The sequence below is a fragment of the Micromonospora sp. CNZ295 genome (assembly GCF_004217535.1).
Genome location: NZ_SHKZ01000001.1, coordinates 4,793,723 through 4,812,796, shown reverse-complemented (window position 1 = coordinate 4,812,796; position 19,074 = coordinate 4,793,723). Strand labels below are relative to the sequence as shown.

Below are 19,074 nucleotides of genomic sequence, written 5' to 3'. Positions count from 1 at the left end.
CACCCGTCGATGGGAAGGTCGACTGCGGGTGATCGCGGACGCGTCAACCGGTGTCCTGGCGCCAACAGTCCACATCGGGTCCGCCGAGTAGCTTGGTCGTTCCTGGCTCGTCGTAGTCGATCCAGGTGCTTCCCACCAGAGCGAGATCCCACTGGTCCGTCGTCACCGGTAGGGCGGCCAGCTCACGGAGGAAGGCCCGCCACGGGATGCGCCGGCCCAACCGGGTCGAGTCGAGCATCGCCGCGGCGTGCCTCCCGGCCGGGCCCGCCGTGTTGACCTGCGTGAGCAGGCGGCGCAGCGCCGCCTCCGGATCCAGCGCACGCGCCTCGCGCTCATCCCGTCGCAGCGCCGCGGCCAGCGTCCGCGCGCCCTCGTCGGAGAGCTGCCCGGACACCAACGCCCGGATTCCGGCCCGCCGGGCCGGGACGTCGAGCAGGATGCCCAGCTCGCGGACGAGATCGGCGGGCTCGTCGGCACAGTGCACCATCGCGAACAACCGGTTGGGCTGCGCCAGCCGTTCCCGCAGCGTGCCGGGGGGCCGGTTGGCGGGGTTCGAGGCGCCCTTGAGGACGGACAGGCCGACGCTCGCCGGCAGGTCCGTGGCATCGGTGCGGCGCAGCAACAACAGCAGCGCCGGGCCCACCGAGAGCATCTGGTCGACGACCGCCAACCGGTCGAGGCTCGCCATCGTGTGCTGGTACCGCCAGAGCTCACGCAGCAGCATCCGGCTCAACCGGACGCTCTCGACCGCCACGATCTGGTAGCCGTGCTCGCCGAGAAAGCGGTGCACCGGGGTGAGCCTGCCGGCGGCGAGCCCCTCCGGGCGCACCATCATCAGCGCCGACTCGCGCAGCACCTGCGTGCTCGCCTCACCCGCCAGCTCGCGTACCTCGGCGAGGGCCTCCCGGAAGTACACGTCGTGCTGGTAATACTCCGCCTTCTCCGGGCTGCGGGTGAGCGGCCACCAGTCGACCGTCGTCATCGCCGTCCCCCCTCGCCATGTCCCGCGTCGCACTGGCGCGCCGCCACCGCCCGGCGCATCCGCGCGGTGGCCGCGCCGACGATCTGGGTCAGCGGCGCCGGCTGGCCCGGCGTCGCGCACCAGGCCGTGGCCTGCTCGATCGTCTCGGCGCAGACGTGCACGGCCGGAAAACCGAACTGGGCGATGTACCGGCCGGCCTCGTGGTCCTGCGTGTGCCAGACCTCGGCGAGCTCGTCGAAGTAGCGCGTGACGTACCCGGCGGTCAGCGCGGTCTGCGCGGGATGCCAGAAGCCGGTGAGAATCGCCCGGCGGATGGTGACCGACGTGTGCGGGGCGAGCGCGACGCGCCACGCCTGCTCCTTGGCCGCCGCGGTCGGCACCATCGCGCGCGTCGTGCTGACCGCGTACCGGCCCCCGACCGAGGTGTCGGCGGCGAACCGTCGCTCCACCTCCTCGGGGTCGGCGGCGCCGGCGGCGACCAGCGCCTGCAGGGCGGTCCACCGCATCTCCTCGTCCATCGGTAACCCGGGCGGGAGGGCGTCGCCCTCGTACCAGGCGCGGACCCGCGCCAGGTCGGCCTCGCCGCGGGCCGCCGAGCAGAACGCGCGCCCCCACATCAGCTGCAGGTCACTACCCGGGCCGCTCGTCTCCGCGGCGGCCAGGCTCGCCTTGGCGAGCAACGCCCGTCCCCGCCCGGCCCACCCCGGATCGGCGAAGAAGTCCAGCGCGAACTGGGCCTCCTTGAGGACGTTGCCGGCGAGCGCGCTGTGGGTCTCCCTCGGCAGGCACCGGGCCACCATGTCCACGAACTCCCGGGTGGCCAGCTCGGCGGAGTGCAGCCGGTCGATGCAGGACGCCCAGGCCACCGCGCGGGACAGCGGCTCGGGGATCTCCGCCAGCAGGTCGCGCACCGTGGACGTGGTCCGCTCGTCGAAGCGCAGCCGCGCGAAGGTCAGATCGGTGTCGTCGAGCAGCAGCGCGTCCGCGACGGGCCGCCCGGCGAGTTCCGGCACGGCGGTACGCGGACCCGTCACGTCGACCTGGACGGCGCCACGGCAGGTGAGGCCGGTGCCGGCCCGGTCGTAGACACCGATCCGCACGCTGTGCGTCCGCAGCGTGGGCGAGGCGGCGGGTGCCTCCTGGAGCACCGCCGCGGCCGCGTACCGGCCGTCGTCGGTGACGTCGACCTCGAGCCGCAGCGTGTTGGTCCGGGTGGTACGCAGCCACTCGTCGACGTACGTGCGGAGCGACCGCCCCGACTCGGTCTCCAGGCAGCGCACCAGGTCGTCGAACGTCGCATTGCCCCAGGCGTGGGCGGCGAAGTACCGGCGCAGCGCGGCGGTGAAGGTACCGATGCCCACGTGCGCGGCGAGCTGCTTGATGACCGACGCGCCCTTGCGGTACGTGATGTCGTCGAAGGACACCTCGGCCGTGTCCACGTCCGGCACCGGCGCGTAGACGGGATGGGAGTCATCCTGCTGGTCGGCCTTGAGACCGCGCGCCTTGTGCTGGGTGGCGAAGTCGGCCCACGGCTCCGGCAGGTCGCCGACCGCCGCCAGGCACCAGTACGACGCCCACGTGGCGAACGCCTCGTTCAGCCACAGGTCGTCCCACCAGCGCATGGTGACCAGGTTGCCGAACCACATGTGCGCCAACTCGTGCATCAGCATGGCGCCCCGGCGCAGGCGTTCGGCACCGGTGACCCGGGACCGGAACACGAAGTCCCGCTCGCTGAACACCACGCAGCCGAAGTTCTCCATCGCACCGCGGTACTCCGGCGCCACCACGTAGTCGAGCTTCGGCAGCGGGTACGCGTGACCGAACTGCTCCTCGTAGAACGACATGCCGCGGCTCGTCATCGCGAACAGCGGGTCGGTGTCCAACCGGTCCCGCATCGCCGATCGGCAGAAGATGCCCAGGTCGCGCCCGCCGCTGCGGTGCCGGACCTCGACGAACGGGCCGGCGCAGAGCACCGCGACGTACGGGCTCATCGGCGGCGACGGGCTGAAGTGGACGGTCGATCCGCCGGCGACCTCGACCGTGGTCTCCGCCGCGGGCATGTTGGAGATCGCCCGCCACCCCGCCGGCACCCGGGCGTGCCAGGTGAAGCGCGCCTTGAGATCGGGCTGGTCGAAGCAGGCGAAGACGCGCTGCGCGGCGGACGGCTCGAACGAGCTGTACACGTAGCTGGCGCCGTCGGCGGGGTCGACCGCCCGGAACATGCCGCGCTGACCCGCCGCGTACCGGAACACCGCCCTCACCACCAGCACGTTCTCGCCGGCGACAAGGTCGTCAAGCGGCAGGCCGGCCGCCGGCGACCACCCGGAGGTGGTGATCGGGGCGCCGTTGAGCGTCGCCGCCTCGATGCGCTCCGCGGCGCATTCGATGACGGTGCTCGCACCGGGCCGCCGGCTGTGGAAACGCACCGTCGTGGTGACCGGGAAGGTGTGGTCGCCCTCGGGCGCACCGGTGAGGTCGACGGAGATGTCGTAGCTGTGGACGTCGATCAGCTCGGCGCGTCGCCGTGCCTGCGCCTCGGTGAGGTTGACCGCGGTGCCCGCCGGCGCCCCGCCGCGCTCGGCCCCCGCGGTGCCGGGCGGGCTGTCGGGTGCCGGGGTGGACGCGGCGAGATAGGTGGCCAGATCGGCCACCGTGGGATGGGTGAACACGTCGACCGAGCGCAGATGCGGCCAGCGTTCCCGCAGCCGGTTCACGGCGCGGACGACACTCGCCGAATCGGCGCCGAGGTCGAAGAAGCCGACGTGGTGATCGACGTCGGTCAGGGCGAGGACGTCGGCGAAGACGGCGGCGACCGCGTCGGCGGGTCCGGTCGTGGCGGCCGTCATCGCACCGCCACCGGGTCGGTGCCGGCAACCCGCGTACCCACGTCGGGCTCGCCGGTGTCACGGGTGAGGGGTGCGGGCGGCATGTCGGTCGTCTCCTCCTGGTCCGCGGGGCCCGCGCGGCTTCCCGGCAGGGCCGGGAGAAGCGGCGCGCCGGCCGGTTGGCACCGGTCGGTCGGGTTGTCAGTCGGGTCGGGCGGTGCCCCGCTGGGACAGCGGGGCACCGGCGGCAGGTGTGGATCGCGGCCCGGCCACCTTGAGCCGGTCGCCGAGCAGTGTGGTGACGGCGTCGACGAAGTCGCCGAAGCGCGGATGGGCGAACAGGAGCTGCACCGGAACGCGATGAGCGAGCAGGTCGGACAGCCGGGCGCTGACCCGGACCGCGGTGATCGAATCGCCGCCGCCGTCGAAGAAGTCGTAGTCGGCGTCGATGTCGGCGGCCCCGATGCAGTCCCGCCACGCGTTCCGGACCGTGGACTCCACGGAGGCCGTCGCGCCGTCCGGCCGCGGGGAGCTGCCGTTCGACACGCTCAACTTGCTGCCGGCCACCCCGCCGTAGCCCGTGGCGACCTGGATGCGGTCCGGTAGCCAGGCGGGGGGCAGGACGGCGCGCAGGTGACTGCGGACCAGCTCGGCGGTGTCCTCCGGGGCGGCCGCCGACTGGACGGTGAGCACCAGCGAGTCGGTCCGGTGGTCCAGCTGTGCTGTCGCGCCGAGCACGCCGGGGCACTCTCGGGCACACGCCGCCAGCGATTCGGCGTTCACCGTCACCCCGCCGCGCTTGAGTCGGGTCAGGTCGGCGCGCCCGTGCAGGTAGACGTAGCCGTCGTCGCCGACGGAGGCCAGGTCACCGGTGTCGAAGGCGGGCAGCTGCGGCCCGGCGCCGGTGGGTGCCAGGTGCAGCCGCCCGTACGGGGAGTCCGCGGGGTCGTCGATGTGGTACCGCAGGAACGGCAGGGGTCCTCCGACCGGCACCGCGGTCGGGTCCGCGGTGGCCTTGGGCAGCTCCGCGCAGTCGAACACGAAGCACGTCGGGGCCACCTCCGAGGTGCCGTACGCGTTGACGATCCGCACCTCCGGCATCCGCTCCTGCGCCCACTCGACCAGCTCTCGGCTCACCGGCTCGCTGCCCACCACGACCAGCCGTACGGATGCGGGCATGGCGTCGCCGGTCGATCGCAGGTGGTCGGCCACTCCCATCCAGTACGAGCTGGGCAGATTGACGACGGTGGTGCCGGTCTCGTCGAGAAAGGAGAGGAACGCGGCGGCGGCCGGAGCGTGACTCCACGGCGGCACGACGACGGTCGCGTCGACGTGGAAGGCCGGCAGGGTCTCCTCGACGAACACGTCGAACCCCGGGGGAGCGAACTGCAACACCCGGTCGTCGGCGGTCAGGCCGTACGCCTCGGTGACGTCCGTGAGGTAGGCGTCGAACACGGTCCGGCTGATGGCGGCGACCTTGGGCTGTCCCGTGCTGCCGGAGGTGGCCGCCAGGTACACCGCGTCCGGTGCCGGGCCGGCGTCGGGCACCCCGGTCGGCTCGAGGGCGAAATCGCCGCCCGGGGGAGAGGAGAGCGTCAGCGCGGCGCCGGACAGGGTGCGCAGCCGGGTACGTCGGTCGACCGGGTCGGCCGCCGAGCCCAGCAACGGCACGCACCCGGCGTCGAGGGCCGCCGTGAAGGCGATGAGCGAGGGGACTCCGCGGTCGCACTCCAGCGCCAGCACCCGGCGTCGCGCCGGCACGGCCTCGCGGATCCGCTCCGCCAGCCCGGCGGCACTCGCGGAGATGTCGGCCCGCCGCCACTCGTAGCTCGCGCTCACCCTCGCTCCTCCGCTAGGACGCCGCGCCCGGGCGACGCGTGGATCTCGGTCGGGCGGCCGTCGTGGTGTCGGGCCGCCCGGCGGACCTCCTCCGCCACCTGGTCGCCGAGGCGCCGCCAGGCGGCGCCGGTGAAGAGGTGATCGGCTCCGGGCATCTCCCGTACGCGGAGGGGACCGGAGGTCGCCTCCCACCAGCCGGTCACCTGCTCGGGCCCGATTTCCGTGTCCGCGGAGCCGCGGAACACCGTGATCGGCACCTCGTGCAGGCGGCCCGCCCGGTGGCGGTAACCGGAGACGGCGCGCATGTCCGCCTCGAGAACCGGCAGCAGCAGCTCGACGATGTCCCGGTCGTCGAGCAGTTCACGGTTGAGGTACCGGGCGGCCAGGCCGTCGCGGGAACTGAGCTCCTCGCCGGCCGCCTCGGCCGCGGCGGCCGGCGGCAGCTGTGAGGCCACCGACAACTGAACGACCAGCGGGCCGAGCCGGTGGGCCAGTTCGTAGGCGACCAGCGCGCCCGAGCAGTGGCCGAAGAGCGCGACGTGCGGATGGGACAACTCCGCGACGTCGTCGGCGAGTTGGTCCACGATCCGGGTCATGTCGCTCAACGGAGTCTCGGCGGCCCGGCTTTCCCGACCGGGCAGGCGGACCCCGTAGAGGTTGATGTCGTCGGCGCACGCCGAGGCCCAGAACCGGAACGGCGCCGCGCCGGCGCCCGCCCAGGGCACGCAGATCAGGGCAGGGCCGCCGAGCCGGCCGGACGTCCACTCGACCAGCCCCGGGGCAGCCCGGCGTCCCTTGGCCGCGGCGTTCACGCGCTCCCCGCCGAGCCGGGCCGTCGCGTACCGGGAATCAACGAACCGTGCTCACACGCTGGTATGGCTATGCCCATCAGGACACGCGAAGGCACGACCTGACCCTCCCCCCGTGATCCGCTTCTTTCCGCGGATGTCGGCAACGATCATCGATGCCGTGACGCGCATCGTCCTGACCGGACGGATGCGTCGGTCCTCGCTGGAACCCCACTCACTTTATCGGGTGCCGTCAATTCGTCAATCGAGTTCCGGCCGATTCACCGCCGGCGGCAGAGCGGTCCCGCTGGATCGACCCTGGTCAGTCCGTGGACCAGGACGCACGATCCGGGCCAATGAGCAACTTCACTGCGCCGGGCTCGTCGTAGTCGATGAAGCAGCTGCCGACGACGGCGAGGTCCATCGGGTCGACCCGGGCGGACGAGCGCGGCACCGTCCGCATCAGCGGCCGCCAGGTGCCCGGCTCGCCGGCGACCAGCCGGTCCAGCAGGGCCAGCGCGCGGTCGGCCGCCGGGTCGTCCACGCTGAGGCGCAGCGCGTGCCGCAGCCGTTCCACGGCGGCGTCCGGGTCGAAGGTCACTTCGGGAAGGTCCTGCGCGTCGGCGAGCGCACGGTGGCCGGCCTCGTCGAGCGCGGTGCGGTCGAGCGCGGCCAGCACCCGCCCGCGGTGCCCGCCGTCGAACGCGATGCCGATCTCGCGGACGAGGTCGGCCGGTTCATCGGCGCAGTGCACCAGGGACAACATGCGGTTCGGCTGGTCGAGCAGGCTGCGCAGGGTGTCCGCGGACCGGCCCACGGGATCCGCGGGCCCCTTGAGCGCGCACAGTTCGACGGTCGCCGGTGGGCCGCCGGCGCTGTCCCGCCGCAGCAGCAACACCAGCGCCGGACCGGCGAACAGCACCTGGTCGGTGGCGGCGAGGCGGTCGATCGAGGCCAGCGTGTGCTGGTAGCGCCACATCTCGCGGGTCTGGAACCGATCGAACCGCAGGGGTTCCGCGGCGAGCGGCACGAAACCGTGCCGCCCCAGGAGGTCGAGCACCGCGGGCAACCGCCCGGAGCGCAGCCCTTCCGGCCGGATGATCATGAGAGCGGAGCGGTGCAGTACCTCGGCCAGCCGTCGACCGTACAGCTCGCTGAGCTCGTCCAGCGTCTCCCGGAAGTACACCTCGTGGCGGTAGTACTCCGCCTTCGCCGGCAGGCGGGTCAGGCTCGACCAGGAGACGGTCTCCATCTCATCCTCCTCGCTCTCGTCCGCCCACTCGCCGACATCGATCGCCCGTTTCCCGGCCCGGGACCGCGCCGGCGACGCCCCGGCGCCGGTCCGGTGCGACGACCTGCGCGGACGGCTTCGGGACGTTAACACGTTTCGATGCGATTTGTGCCTGCGTGACGATCGGCAACGGTCTCGTGTAGTAGGTTCACCAACCACTGGACCCCAGTGGGCCCGTCCTGCTCGGACATGAAGGGGGACGTGTTGCGGGCACCGGAGCAACGATCGTCATCGGGCACGATGCGGCTGCTGTGTCTGCCCTTCGCCGGCGGCGGCGCCGGCTTCTACCAGGCCTGGCGCCGGAGCAGCCCGGCGCCGGTGGACGTGGTCGGCGTGCAGTTGCCGGGTCGAGAGAACCTCATTCGGCAGCCACCGGTCACCACGGTGGCGGACGCGGTGGCGGCGGTGCTCCCCACGGTGGAGGCGGAGCTGGCCGAGCCGGGCGAGGTGTGTCTGTTCGGTCACAGCAGCGGCGCGTTGATCGCCTTCGAGTTGGCCCGCCGGCTCGACGTCGTGGCTCCGGGCCGGCTGTCCCGGCTGTTCGTCAGCGGCTCGGCGGCGCCGTGGCTCGCCCGCCCGGTCCGGGTCACCGGCCTGCCCGACGACGAATTCATCGCCGCCGTGCAGGACATCGCCGGTGCGAGCCACGCGGCGCTGGCCGAGCCGAGGTTGCGTGGCCTGCTGCTTCCGCCACTGCGGGCCGACGTCCAGATGGCAGAGGGGTACGACACCCCGCCGGGGACGTCGGTCGCCATCCCACTCACCGCGGTTCGCGGCGCCGACGACGAACTGGTCTCCGCGGCCGAGGCGGCGGAGTGGGCGACAGCCACCACGGCCGACTTCGGCTACGCCGAGATCCCCGGTGGCCACATGTACCTCGTCGACCGGCGGGCGGAACTGCTGGCCCTGGTGGTGGCAGCCGCTGGCGTGGCCGCCTCCGGCTCACGTGGGTGACGCGGCCGGTCGATGCCGGCCGCACCGCGCCTGAACACAAAGGACCAGAAAAAATGTACGACGGCACGATGAGTGCTATCGCCCCCCGCGCCCGCGCCTGTCACAGCCTCGTGCTGCCGGTGTCGAACGCGGAGGCGGTGCGCGCGGGACTTCCCGCGGTGCTAGCGCCGTTGCCCACCGCCGGGCTGAGGCAGGCGTGGGTCAGGACCAGCGGCGACACCGGCGACGGACCCCGGGCGGCGCGGCTTCGGGAGACCGAACGCCGCCGCCCGCTGGCCGCCGGCGCCGGTCTGCGATGTGTGCTGCTCGTCCATCGGGACGGCGCGGAGCTGGTGCTCGTGGCCGACCGCGACCTGGTGCCGTGGTGCTGCCTGTCGGCACTGGCCCACTGGGCGGCCGACGGGGCGGAGGACGCCGGCGCGGCGTGGCGCGACCACCTCGCCACGCCGCACCCCGGTGCCGGCGCGCCGCGTCCCGGCGGACCCGGGCCGGCGCTGACCGCCGCACCGTGCGGGACCGCACTGACGACGCCGGCCGACCTGGTCGCCGCCATCGCCGACGTGTGCGTGGCGGCCGGTGGGCAGGACGAGATCGCCGTCGCCGTCGAGGAACCGGGGGCACCGCCGACGTACCTGCTGGTGGCGCTCGGCGCTCGAGTCGAGGCCGTCCCCGTGCCACCGACCGCGCCGATGGTGGGGGTGCTGCTCACCGACGCGCCGCCCGAGCGGTACCTGCCGGCGCTGGCGCCGCCCTACCCGATCACCATCACCGGCCACCGCGGCGTCGACGGGGCGCTGCGCGTGGCGACCGCGGTGGACACCGAGGTCGTCGACGCGGGCCTCGCGCAGGTGCTGGTCGACCAGTTCGCCCGCCGGTGGCGCGACGCCGCGACCGCACCGGCGACCGAACGCGGTCCCTTCCTGCTGGACGGAGCCGAGGTCACCGAGATCCGGCGCGCCGGTGACGGCGGGCGCCTGCCCGCCCAATCCGGGGCGGCGGTGCACGAGGCCTTCCTCGCGGTGGCCCGCACCCAGCCCGAGCGGGTGGCGATCAGTGACGGAAACACCGAGATCACCTATGGCGAGCTGGACGCCTGGAGCGCGGCGGCCGCGTCCGGTCTGATCGACAACGGCGTGGCGCCGGGTGACCGCGTCGGCGTGTGCATGGCACGCACCGCGCGGGCGATCGTGGCGCTGCTCGCGGTTCTGCGGGCCGGCGCCTGCTACGTACCGTTCGACACGGCCCACCCCGCGGAGCGCCGCGCCTACGTGGCCCGCGACGCCGACCTGCGACTGATCGTCGCCGACGAGGACCCGGCCGACGGCCTGCCAGACGGCATGGCGCTCTCGTTGGACGAGCTGACGCGATCCTCGGTCCCGCGTCCGCTGCCGCCCGGCGACCCGGACACGCCCGCCTACGTCATCTACACCTCCGGCACCACGGGGCACCCCAAGGGTGTCGTCATCCCGCACCGCAACGTGGTCGCCCTGTGCGCGGCCACCCGGGACGGGTTCGCGTTGTCACCGTCGGACGTGTGGGCGGTCTCCCACTCGCTGGCCTTCGACTTCTCCGTCTGGGAGATCTGGGGCTGCCTGCTGACCGGTGGTCGTCTGGTGGTCGTTCCCCACTGGACGGCCCGCTCCCCGGCGGACTTCGCGGAGTTGCTGCAACGGCAACGGGTCACCGTGCTGAACCAGACGCCGTCGGCCTTCACGATGCGGATGCCGGCGATGCTCGCCGGCGCCACGTCCGACCTGCGTCTGGTGATCTTCGCCGGTGAGGCGCTGCGTCCGTCGGCACTGCTGGACTGGGTACGCCGGCATCCGCTGGAGCGGTGCCGGTTGGTCAACATGTACGGCATCACCGAGACGACGGTGCATGTCACCTGGCACGACGTCACGCTCGAGGACATCGTCACCAACTCCCAGACCGTCGGTGCCGCGCTGCCCGGCTGGGCGATCACGGTGCGTTCCCCGCACGGGGACGTGCTGCCGTTTCATGTGGCGGGGGAGATTTGCGTCAGCGGCGCCGGCCTCGCCTCGGGCTACCACGCCCGGCCCGAGCTGACGGCCGAGCGGTTCCGGACCGACAGCGGCACCGGCGCGCGTTACTACCGCAGCGGCGACCTGGGCCGGCTACGCCCCGACGGGACCGTGGACTACCTGGGCCGGATGGACGACCAGGTCCAGATCCGTGGCTACCGCGTCGAGCTGGGGGAGATCCGGGTCGGGCTGCTGGGCATCCCGGCGGTGCGCGATGCGGTCGTCGCCTTCGACGAGGAGGACTCAGGCGGAACGCTGAGCGCCTACGTGGTCGCCGAGCAGCCGGTCTCCGCCGCTGAGCTGCGCCGTCGCCTGGCCGCCAGGCTGCCCGACTACATGGTGCCGGAACGACTGCACGTCGTGACGGCCCTGCCGCTGACCGCCAACGGCAAGGTCGACCTGGCGGCACTGGCCCGGCTGGTCGCGCCGTCGGCGGACGAGCTGGTCGAGCAGGCCGCTCCGGGCGGGCACCCGGTCGCGGACGTCCGCACGCTGGTGACCCAACTGTGGGAGCGGCACTTCGGCGCCGGCTGCACCGCCGAGACCTTCTTCGACCTCGGTGGAAACTCGCTGCAGGCGCTGAAGATCAGCGACGAGCTCAACGAGCTCGGCTTCACGACCGTCGACCCTCGGGACATCTACCTGAACCCCAGCGTCGAGGACCTGGTCGCGCGTATCGAGAGCGGATGACGTCCGACCCGCCCCGCGGGCGCCGGTCCGGGTGTCGCCGGGCCGGCGGCGGTCAGCTATGCGCCGTGCAGGAGGGCTGCCAGGCGGTCGAAGTTCACGTCCAGGTCGGGGTCGAGTCCGAACTCCAGCACCGGCGACACCGAGAGCCACGCGGTCAGGTCGGCCCTGACGGCCGCGAGAATCTCCGGATCCGACTTGCCTGCCGCGACGTCCGGCCAGCACCGCTCCACCGCCTCGGCGACCGGCACCGAGCGGATGTCCCGGTGGTCGCGGGTGAGAAACAGCAGCGCCGCCGAGTCGACCCGGGACCGTAGGCCACCGAGCATCGGCGGGGGCCACTGCACGCGTGCCTTGTCGCGCCCGGGCACCGGATCCCGGTCGGCATGCGCGAGCTGTGGCCAGCGGTCCAGCAGATCGGGGCCGAGATAGGCGGCGCGTGGATAGCCGAAGAACGTGCCGCTCGGGTCGTCGAGGTGGCGGATCATGGCGTCTTCGCCGGCGAAGAGCGCCCCGCGTCGCATCGCCCAGGCGCCGAAGGTCGACTTGCCGACACCGCTGTCCGCGGTGAACAGGGCGGCCCGCCCCGCGATGGTGACGCCACCGGCGTGCAGGCCGTAGTGCGCGCTGGAGCGCAGGGTCAGGAGCAGGAAGGCCTTCTCGAGCAGCCACCGGCCCCAGACGACGGAGTCGTCCACCGCCGCCGCGGCGAGCCGTACCCCGATGGACCGTTCGTCCGGGCGCACCACCGCCTCCGATTCACCCACCCGGATGACGATCTCGTCGCTGCTCTCCCAGCCGGCGGGGAAGTAGGGTGGCGGCAGCGGGCCGATCTCCTCGGCATCGGCGACGACGAGGTCGAGCCGGACCACCGACGTGGTCGCCGGAGTGCCCTGTGGCGGCCCGAAGAAGCGCTCCACCACCTCGGTCGCTTTCGGATCCGGCCGGCACACGACGGTGTATCCGTAGCACTCGCGGATGGTCTCGGGCATCTCCCGGATCACTCCCTCGGGACGGCTCGATTCTCACGCGGCCGGCGGGCGGGGCCGCCCGGGGAGCCTAGCCCATCGACCGCCAGGACACTGTCCTCTGTCGATGGTTCAGGCGCTCCGGCAGCTTCGGACGGTGGCCCGGTAGCCGGGACTGCCACTGTCACGGGACATCGGCTCACGTTGATCGGTGCTAGGATTTCCCAGCCGTCATCGTCGCCCGCGGAGGGCCGTACCGGTGGCCGAGCCGCTAGGTGAGGTCCCGGGTGTTGACACCCGGATGGATCGACACGGACACTTTGCCGATCGCGCCGGAGATCGACAGCGGTCAGTGGCGATACGGCGCTGGCGTGCGATTCCGGCGGTCGAGGCGCGCGGTGGTTAACGGGGTGATGCTACGGGGAAATGCGCTGGTGACCTGCTGTCGCCCGGGTGGCGGCGCAGATCGTGCTGGTTGTCGCGGCTGCTCGCGTCTGTGGACCCGGCGCGGGCCCCGATGAGCGCCGGTGCCGCCGGCCGTGCGCCGAGCCGCCCGTCCCGCCGCCGTCCTAGGTGACCCGTCCGCGGGCGCAGTCGTGCCGGTCCGCCGGGATCGGCTGGGTGCCGCGCTCCTTGCTCCGCGCGCAGCGGATGGTTGCCGCTCGAGCTGACGATCCTCGGAACTCGCTAGGAAGGGCATTCACATGGTGCAGGAGATGACCGGCTTCGCTCCGGAGGTCTCAGTTCTGATGGAGCAACCGAAGACGCTCACCCCGCCGGACCTCTCGCTGGTCGGCCTCCTGGACCGGTTCCCGGGCCTCGCCGACGTCCGCGGCCTCTGCTTCACCGGTTCGCTGGCGGCCGGTTGGGCCAACCCGTACAGCGACATCGACGCCTACGCGTTCACCGACCAGGCGTGTGACCTCCCGGTGGACGAGTCGACCGAGACGTGGGAGACCAAGACTCCCGACGGCCTGCGCTGGACCACGTGGATGGGGCGTTACGGCGACAACCGCATCGACCTGAAGCTGTTCCCGCTGGATGCGCCGGAGCGGGCGTTGGCCCCGTTCCTCGGCGCCGAGGAGCCGGAGTTCTGCGAGGTCGACGCCAAGGTCCAGGACTTCATCTACCGGCTGTCCAAGGCGCTGCCGGTGAAGGGCGACGACTTCTTCGCCGAGATCCGCGCGAAAATCGCCTCCTCGTCGTACGCGCGCGCACTGGCCCGCTCGGTCAAGATCGACGCGGAGAACCGGTTGATGGACGTCGCGGGCCAGTTGCTGGCGGGCGACGTGGCGAGCGCCCGGCTGTCCGCCGTCACCTCGGCCACCTGGATCACCGACGTCTGCCTGATCACCGCGGGCGAGCTGTGCCGCAGCGAGAAGTGGTTGTTCCGCCGCCTGGAGTCGACGCCCTCGTGTGGTGTCACCCCCGACGAGTTCCGCTCGGAGGTGCTCGACGGCCCGCGGCCCGGCGAGGACGACGGCAGCTATGCGCGGCGGGTCGCCGACTGGGTGCGTAAGAAGATCATTCTGGTAGAGCCCAAGGTCGTCCGGTGATCCTCGACGCCGCCGGGCAACCCTCGGTGGACGCGGCGGTGGCCGCGTACCTGAGCGGGCACGTGCCCTACGGCATCGGAGACGAGATCGTCTGGCGCCGACCCGACCCGCGGTACTTCCTCGACCTGCGGCACGCCCGTTTCCCGGAGAAGGTGTGGCGACACAGTTCCCGCCAGGGATGGACCGCCCGCGTCAACTCCGACTTCGAGCAGGTGGTGCGCAGCTGCGCGGCCATGCCGCGCAAGGACGACAGCGCGCAGTGGATGACCGCGGCGATCATGCAGATGTACTTCCGCCTGCACTCGGTGGGGCTGGCGCACTCGATCGAGGTGTGGAGCGGTGACGAACTGATCGGCGGTGAGTTCGGCCTGCTCGTCGGGGGCAGCTACTTCTGTGAGAGCAAGTTCCACCGGGCGAGCGGCGCGGGCAACTTCTGCACCGGCGTCGCGGTCCTCACCCTGGCCGACGCCGGAGCGGTCGTCTACGACATCCAGCACGCCTCCACCTACCATCGCCGGTTCTCCACGCGGGGGATCGAGCAGGCCGACAAGGACCAGTTCGTCGATCTGCTGCTGAGGAGTTCGGGCGACCGGTTCCGTCGGCTGACCGCCACCGGAATGTCCACGTTGTCCAGGCCAGTGCTGCCGGGAACGGAGGGATGGCAATGACCGAGGACGCAGCTGGTACGACCCGGTCCGTCGAGGTGCCGCGGATCGCGGTGATCGGGATGGCCTGCCGCTTCCCCGGAGCGGACGACGTCGGCGCCTTCTGGTCGAACCTGGTCGACGGCGTCGACTCGATCTCCCGCTTTGGCGCCGTCCGCAGCGACAGGTTCGTGCCCGCCGTCGGCAGGCTGTCGGGGATCGAGGATTTCGCGGCCGAACACTTCCGCATCTCGGCCGTCGAGGCGACCGCGATGGACCCGCAGGCCCGGGTGTTGCTCGAAATCGCCGCGGCGGCGCTCGACGACGCCGGCTACCGGGTGACGACCGACGAGGTCGTCGGGGTGTTCGCGGGTTCCGGCGAGAACACCTACCTCCGCGAGCACCTGGCGCCCAACGCCGAGTTCTGCGAGAACCTCGGTGAGATGCGCCTTGCGCTCACCAACGAGAAGGACTTCCTCGCGCCCCGGATCGCGTTCAAGCTCGGTCTGACCGGGCCGAGCATCACCGTCCAGGCCAGCTGCGCCACCGGGCTGACCGCGGTCGCCCTGGCCTGCCAGGCGCTGGCGTCCGGTGACTGCGACATCGCCGTGGCCGGTGGTGTCAGCCTGCTGATGCCGTCGGTGGACGGGTACGTCTACGCCGAGGGCGGGGTGAACTCGGCCGACGGCTACTGCCGGGCCTTCGACAGCGGCGCGACCGGGACGGTGCCCAGTTCCGGCGTTGGGGCCGTCGTCCTCAAGCGGGATGACGCCGCCCGCGCCGACCGCGACAACTGCTACGCGGTGATCAGGGGCTGGGCGATCAACAACGACGGTGCCGCGCGCGCGGGCTTCACCGTCCCGAGCGTGGTGGGCCAGGAGCGGGTCATCCGCACCGCGCTTCGCCGCGCGGGGGTACGTCCGCGGCAGGTCGGTTACGTCGAGGCGCACGGAACCGGCACCCCGTTGGGCGACCCGATCGAAATCGAGGCGCTCCGCCGGGTGTTCGCCGACGACGACTGCGCGCCGGAGTCGTGTGCCGTCGGCTCGGTCAAGACGAACATCGGCCACACCGACGCGGCGGCCGGGATCGCCGGCCTGATCAAAGCGGTGCTCACCGTCCGGACCGGCACCATCCCCGCGAGCCTGCACTTCGACAGCCCGAACCCGGCGATCGACTTCGCGGGGTCGCCCTTCTTCGTCTCGTCCGGCACCCGGCCGTGGCCGGGCACGACCGGAGCCCGCCTGGCCGGAGTGAGTTCCTTCGGTCTCGGCGGCACCAACGCCCACGTCGTCCTGTCGGACCCGGCGCCGGTCGTTTCCTCGCCGTCGCCCCGGGCGCGGCAGGTCCTCACGCTCTCCGCCCACACCGACGCCGAGCTGAGGGCGGCGCGGGACCTGCTCGCCGCCCGGCTGGCGGCCGCCCCCGCGGACGAGCTGGCCGATGTCGCCTTCACCAGCGCCGTCACCCGACCCGTGCTCGCCCACCGCTGGGCGGCCGCGGTGGCGACGCCCGCGGACGCGGCGCGGGAACTGTCGGCGGGCGCTCCGCCCGGTCCGCCGGCCGGTCCGCCGTCGCTGGCCGTCCAGGGCGACCCCGCGACACTGGCCCGCTCGGGTGCCCGCGACGCGGAGGCGGAGCCACTGCTGCGCGACGCCCTGGCCGGTCTCGCCGAACGGCACGACGTCGAGGCCGACCAGCTCGCCTCGGTCGGTGCCCGGGGGGCCCTGGCCCTGATCGCCTTCGTCCGCTCTCTCACGGCGGTCGGGATCCGGCCCGAGCAGGTCGCGTTGCCCCGCTGGGCGGCCCCGGCCCAGTCATGGCTGCGTGGCGGCACGCCCGACGGCGAGCTGTCCCGGGTCCTGGCGGCGTGCGCCGATGAGGTTGACCGGGCGGGGACGACACCGGAGGGCGCGGCACCGGCCACGGTGACCGTCGGGCCGGAGCTGGACGTCAGCGACACGCTCGCCCGGCTGTGGGCGGCCGGGGCGGATGTGGACTGGCGCCGTTTCTACGCCGGCGAGCAGCGCCGCCGGGTCTCGCTGCCCGCCTACCCGCTCACCCGCCGGCGCCATTGGCTGGACCGGCCCGAGCCGGTACCGGCGGCCGACGGCACCGCCGAGTCGACCGCCGGGTCGCGAGGCGTCGCCGAACTGGTCGAGGCAACCTGGCGGGATGTCTTGGGCCTGTCCGAGGCACAGCGGGACATCGACTTCCTCGACCTGGGCGGCGACTCGATCGCGGCCGTGGAGATCGGGGCGCGGCTGAACGAGGCGCTGGGGCTCGACCTTCCACTGGATCTCGCCTTCGAGGCTTCCACCATCGACGACATGACGACCTACATCGAGAAACGTCAGGGGATTGGAGCAGGCACATGATCGCGCGCGACGGCGTGTTCATCCGCACACTCGACGTAACTGCCCGGGTCGGCGACGAGGTGGGACGCCCGGACGGCCTGCTCCTCGAAACCCTGATCGGCCGGTACGTGCTCAACGCCGACGCCCGGGACGTCTGGCTGCGGCTCGACGGACAGCGGACGGTGGAGGCTGTCTGCGACGACGTGGCCGCCGAGCGCGGGCTCCCGGTCGACCAGGTCCGCGATCAGGTCGGCGGTCTCATCCAGCAGCTGCTCGACCTGCGGGTCCTGGAAGAGCGATGAGTCCGCCCATGCTCCGCACCGGATTCCAGTTCGCGAGCTTCTCGTTTCCGGGGGTCGACGACTCCGAGTTGTTCGAGACGGTCACGAGCATCGCCCGCACCGCGGAGCAGTCGGGGTTCGACAGCATCTGGGTGATGGACCATCTGCACCAGATCGGGACCGTCGGCGAGCGCACCGAACCCATCCTCGAGGCGTACCTGACCCTCGCCGGCATCGCGGGGGTGACGTCCACGGCCCGGCTCGGGGCCCTTGTCTCACCCTGCGGCTTCCGCAACCCGGCTGTCCTCGCGAAGATGGTCACCACTCTCGACGTGATGAGCCGAGGCCGAGCCATCCTCGGTCTGGGTGCCGGTTGGCACGGCGAGGAGTTCCTCGCGTACGGGCTGCCGTTCCCCTCGCTGGGCGTTCGGATGCGGCAGCTGGCGGAAGCCGTTCAGATCTGCCGGGCGATGTTCACCGACAAGCAAGCGACGCGGCGCGGGACGCACACCCAGATCGAGGACGCCATCAACGTTCCGCCGCCGATCACGCCGGGCGGCCCGCCCATCCTGGTGGGGGGCAGCGGCGAGAAGGTGCTGATCCCGATGGTTGCCCGGCTCGCGGACGGGTGCAACTTCTTCGGGGGCCCCGCCACCGTTCGCCGCAAGATCGCAGTGCTGCGGCGTGCCTGCGAGGCCGTCGGCCGCGATCCCGGCACGATCACGACCACCTGGCTCGGAACGGCCGTGGTGGCCTACAGCGACCGAGAGCTCGAGCGTGGTCTCGAGCGGCTCGGACGCCTGATGGGCGTGCGCCCCTCCGCGGTGCCGGGGCTGGCCCTGTGCGGTACCCCGGACCAGATCGCGGAGCAGGCGCAACGGTACCGCGACAGCGGGATCCAGGGGGTCATCGTCAACATGGACGACGCCTACGACCTGGATCGCGTCAGACAGGTCGGCGCAGCCCTGTCCGAGGTGATGGGGTGACGGCCGCGGACGGAACGCGACCGGCCGGGCGGTGGTGGGTGCCGCTGCGTCTGCCCGGTCCGACGTGGCCCGCGCCGCGCGCCCGTCTCCTCGTCCTGCCGCACTCGGGAGCCGGGCCCAACCAGTACCGCCCGCTGCTCACCCACCTCGCCACGGACGTGGAGGTGCTCGGCCTCAACCTGCCCGGCCGGGAACGACGGGCCGCGGAGGCGCCGGACGCCTCCCTGGCCCAGGTGCTGGACAGCCTGACCGCGGTCGGCCCCGCCCTGCCCACCGCAGTGCTGGGGAACAGCCTCGGCGCGCTGCTCGCGCCACACGTGGCCGACCGGATCGGCGCGCTCTGCACCGGGATCGTCGTGTCGGGGCAGACGCCCGCCGAACGAGGGCGGTGGCCGGTCCGGTCAGCCACCGACCAGGATCTGCTGGGCGTCGTCGAGCGCGGCGGGGTCACGCTCCCGCAGGTCCTCAGCGACGAGGGCTGGCGGCGTCGTCTGTTGGCCAATCTCCGCGCCGACTTCCGGCTCGCCGCGCAGGCCGTCGAAGGCCTGGACGAGGTGTACCTGACCGCGCCGGTGACCGCCGTCGTCGGTCGGGAGGACCCCTTCGTCGACCTGACGGAAGTGGCTCGCTGGGGCCGGTACACCAGCGGTGACTGCGTCACGGTGACCATCCCGGGCGGGCACTTCGCCATCCTGGAGCCGCGCAACCGGGAGGTGGCGCAGCACCACCTGTCCCAGGCGCTGCTCGGGCCGCCGGCACCGCAACGCCCGGCGTCGGCCAGCGGGGTGCCGGCCCCCGCGCACCGGGAACGGGCGGCGACGTGAGCCGCCCCGCGTGTTCGATGTCCGCGACCGAACGGAGAGGTAACAGCGTT

The 19,074-nt window shown here is 72.6% G+C and carries 14 protein-coding genes; 8 read left to right on the top strand and 6 right to left on the bottom strand.

Translation table 11 applies throughout. The features are described from left to right. Nucleotides 1-43: 43 nt before the first annotated feature. The 5 genes from EV376_RS22510 to EV376_RS22490 all read right to left on the bottom strand — a co-directional run bounded on the left by EV376_RS22510 (nt 44) and on the right by EV376_RS22490 (nt 7,686). Complete coding sequence (locus EV376_RS22510; protein WP_130326280.1) at nt 44-982, bottom strand: nucleoside-diphosphate kinase; 939 nt, start codon at nt 980-982, stop codon at nt 44-46. After that, nucleotides 979-3,828: an aminopeptidase N gene (pepN, locus tag EV376_RS22505; protein WP_130326278.1), complete on the bottom strand. Its 2,850-nt coding sequence runs from the start codon at nt 3,826-3,828 to the stop codon at nt 979-981. Before pepN ends, EV376_RS22510 begins: the two co-directional genes overlap by 4 nt. A gap of 180 nt (nt 3,829-4,008) precedes the next feature. Beyond that, entirely contained in the window at nt 4,009-5,646 is a 1,638-nt protein-coding gene (locus tag EV376_RS22500; protein ID WP_130326276.1) for a non-ribosomal peptide synthetase, read from the bottom strand. Then, nucleotides 5,643-6,458 carry an alpha/beta fold hydrolase gene (locus tag EV376_RS22495; protein ID WP_130326274.1) on the bottom strand — a complete coding sequence of 272 codons (816 nt, stop codon included), beginning with the start codon at nt 6,456-6,458 and terminating at the stop codon, nt 5,643-5,645. The genes EV376_RS22500 and EV376_RS22495 overlap by 4 nt, the downstream gene beginning before the upstream one ends. A 298-nt stretch (nt 6,459-6,756) precedes the next feature. Continuing rightward, on the bottom strand, nt 6,757-7,686 hold the full coding sequence (locus tag EV376_RS22490) for a nucleoside-diphosphate kinase (protein ID WP_130326272.1): 930 nt from the start codon (nt 7,684-7,686) through the stop codon (nt 6,757-6,759). Between the two features lie 279 nt (nt 7,687-7,965). Here EV376_RS22490 and EV376_RS22485 point away from each other — a divergent pair, with 279 nt between their 5' ends. Together EV376_RS22485 and EV376_RS22480 are read left to right on the top strand one after the other, a co-directional pair. After that, entirely contained in the window at nt 7,966-8,679 is a 714-nt protein-coding gene (locus EV376_RS22485) for an alpha/beta fold hydrolase (protein ID WP_165438055.1), read from the top strand. Between the two features lie 68 nt (nt 8,680-8,747). Next, nucleotides 8,748-11,411, top strand: coding sequence for a non-ribosomal peptide synthetase (locus EV376_RS22480; RefSeq protein ID WP_130326268.1), 2,664 nt, complete (start codon nt 8,748-8,750; stop codon nt 11,409-11,411). A 56-nt stretch (nt 11,412-11,467) separates the two neighbouring features. Here EV376_RS22480 and EV376_RS22475 read toward each other — a convergent pair whose 3' ends face one another. Next, on the bottom strand, nt 11,468-12,400 hold the full coding sequence (locus tag EV376_RS22475) for a hypothetical protein (RefSeq protein WP_130326266.1): 933 nt from the start codon (nt 12,398-12,400) through the stop codon (nt 11,468-11,470). Between the two features lie 680 nt (nt 12,401-13,080). Between EV376_RS22475 and EV376_RS22465 the strand changes: the two genes are divergently transcribed. From EV376_RS22465 to EV376_RS22440, 6 genes are read left to right on the top strand one after another with little or no spacing between them, the layout of a single operon-like run. Beyond that, a complete protein-coding gene (locus EV376_RS22465; RefSeq protein WP_130326262.1) occupies nt 13,081-13,932 on the top strand; it encodes a hypothetical protein in 852 nt (283 codons plus the stop codon). After that, nucleotides 13,929-14,600: a leucyl/phenylalanyl-tRNA--protein transferase gene (locus tag EV376_RS22460; protein ID WP_130326260.1), complete on the top strand. Its 672-nt coding sequence runs from the start codon at nt 13,929-13,931 to the stop codon at nt 14,598-14,600. Before EV376_RS22465 ends, EV376_RS22460 begins: the two co-directional genes overlap by 4 nt. Continuing rightward, entirely contained in the window at nt 14,597-16,954 is a 2,358-nt protein-coding gene (locus EV376_RS22455) for a beta-ketoacyl synthase N-terminal-like domain-containing protein (protein WP_165438054.1), read from the top strand. Before EV376_RS22460 ends, EV376_RS22455 begins: the two co-directional genes overlap by 4 nt. Beyond that, nucleotides 16,951-17,235, top strand: a complete 285-nt coding sequence (locus EV376_RS22450; RefSeq protein WP_130326256.1) for a PqqD family protein — start codon at nt 16,951-16,953, stop codon at nt 17,233-17,235. Before EV376_RS22455 ends, EV376_RS22450 begins: the two co-directional genes overlap by 4 nt. 8 nt (nt 17,236-17,243) lie before the next feature. Then, the gene (locus tag EV376_RS22445) at nt 17,244-18,200 is read left to right on the top strand and encodes a TIGR03560 family F420-dependent LLM class oxidoreductase (protein WP_130326254.1); all 957 of its coding nucleotides are present in this window, start codon (nt 17,244-17,246) and stop codon (nt 18,198-18,200) included. Continuing rightward, nucleotides 18,197-19,024: an alpha/beta fold hydrolase gene (locus EV376_RS22440; RefSeq protein ID WP_165438053.1), complete on the top strand. Its 828-nt coding sequence runs from the start codon at nt 18,197-18,199 to the stop codon at nt 19,022-19,024. Before EV376_RS22445 ends, EV376_RS22440 begins: the two co-directional genes overlap by 4 nt. The last annotated feature ends 50 nt before the right edge of the window (nt 19,025-19,074 follow it).

Excerpts from the sequence above, each read along its gene's own strand:
- EV376_RS22510 (WP_130326280.1), bottom strand. The coding sequence starts at position 982 with ATGACGACGGTCGACTGGTGGCCGCTCACCCGCAGCCCGGAGAAGGCG.
- pepN (WP_130326278.1), bottom strand. The coding sequence starts at position 3,828 with ATGACGGCCGCCACGACCGGACCCGCCGACGCGGTCGCCGCCGTCTTC.
- EV376_RS22490 (WP_130326272.1), bottom strand. The coding sequence starts at position 7,686 with ATGGAGACCGTCTCCTGGTCGAGCCTGACCCGCCTGCCGGCGAAGGCG.
- EV376_RS22485 (WP_165438055.1), top strand. The coding sequence starts at position 7,966 with ATGCGGCTGCTGTGTCTGCCCTTCGCCGGCGGCGGCGCCGGCTTCTAC.
- EV376_RS22480 (WP_130326268.1), top strand. The coding sequence starts at position 8,748 with ATGAGTGCTATCGCCCCCCGCGCCCGCGCCTGTCACAGCCTCGTGCTG.
- EV376_RS22475 (WP_130326266.1), bottom strand. The coding sequence starts at position 12,400 with ATGCCCGAGACCATCCGCGAGTGCTACGGATACACCGTCGTGTGCCGG.
- EV376_RS22465 (WP_130326262.1), top strand. The coding sequence starts at position 13,081 with ATGGTGCAGGAGATGACCGGCTTCGCTCCGGAGGTCTCAGTTCTGATG.
- EV376_RS22455 (WP_165438054.1), top strand. The coding sequence starts at position 14,597 with ATGACCGAGGACGCAGCTGGTACGACCCGGTCCGTCGAGGTGCCGCGG.
- EV376_RS22450 (WP_130326256.1), top strand. The coding sequence starts at position 16,951 with ATGATCGCGCGCGACGGCGTGTTCATCCGCACACTCGACGTAACTGCC.
- EV376_RS22445 (WP_130326254.1), top strand. The coding sequence starts at position 17,244 with ATGCTCCGCACCGGATTCCAGTTCGCGAGCTTCTCGTTTCCGGGGGTC.